1 protein-coding gene and 1 pseudogene are annotated in these 1,226 nt (G+C 32.8%); both read right to left on the reverse strand.

The window, feature by feature from the left end; all coding sequences use genetic code 11:
* On the reverse strand, positions 1 to 643 hold a 643-nt coding region (locus EKL98_RS16445), incomplete at its 3' end, for an oligosaccharide flippase family protein (RefSeq protein WP_148104451.1).
* A 3-nt stretch (positions 644 to 646) separates the two neighbouring features.
* A pseudogene (locus EKL98_RS16450) lies at positions 647 to 1,226 on the reverse strand (DegT/DnrJ/EryC1/StrS family aminotransferase); the annotation flags it as partial.

Here is a 1,226-nt window from a genome sequence, read left to right on the forward strand (position 1 = left end):
AAACATTCGTTTTTATAATGACTACTTTTTTGGAAAAATAAAAAGAAAAAAATACCGAAGACAAAGACGCAACAATAATTGTTGGTACAATGGCATCTATACTATAAAAATAATATAAGGGAATGGAAAACAACAGTCCAAATAAATTTCCATAAAAATTGGCTTTGGCCAAAAAACGCATCTTTCGCAAGCCTTGCAAAACCACTAATTGTCCAGTCGAAAGCTGTTTGAAAAGCAAAGTGATGGATAGGAAAATAAAAGAAAATGAATGTTCTGAATTTCCAAAAGTAAGTTGACTCAACCAAGGCGAAAGAAATATAGTCGCACAAACTCCTAAAAGTCCTGTTACTAACGCCAACTTTTTAATAATGGACACATTACCAGCAACACTATTCAAATCTTCGTTTTTGAAACTACTCGAAATATGTTTTACCGCACTAGTCTCAATTCCTAATCCCGTAATTCCGCTAATAATATTTAGTGTGGAATTTAATAATGCAACAATTCCCATTCCAGCGGGTCCAATGAATATAGCAATACATTTAGTCCTAATGATTGAAATGATAATAGTAAAAAACTGAACACCACCAAAAAGAGAGGTGGTTTTTAAAATTTGCAAATAGGAAGATTTACTGTCAGACACTATTTAATACTGATTTAAAATTGAAACAACAAAATCAACTTCCTCCTTTGCCAATACAGGACTTATGGGCAAACTCAGAACTTCATTATGGATTTTTTCAGTAATGGGAAAAGACAAATGATTCCAAGCCTTAAAAGCTTTTTGCTTATGTGGCGGAATCGGGTAATGAATCATCGTTTGAATTCCGTTTTCTAGTAAATAGTGTTGCAAATCCTCTCTGTTTTCAGTTCGAATGATAAACAAATGAAAAACGTGATTTCCGGACAAATTCCAAAATGGTAAAGTAATTTTATTGTTTTTTATTTCAGAAATATAGCGTTTCGCAATGATTCTACGAACATTATTTTCAGCATCTAAATGAGGTAATTTGACATTCAAGAAAGCCGCTTGCAACTCATCTAATCTTGAATTTATGCCAATATATTAATTATGATATTTTGTCTCAGAGCCATAATTACGTAAAGATTGTATGACTTTTGCCAATGTATCATCATTTGTGGTAACTGCTCCTCCGTCTCCCAAAGCTCCCAAGTTTTTCCCAGGATAAAAGCTAAAAGCAGCTGCATTAGATAAATTTCCAGAT

The sequence above is a fragment of the Flavobacterium bomense genome (assembly GCF_003970355.1).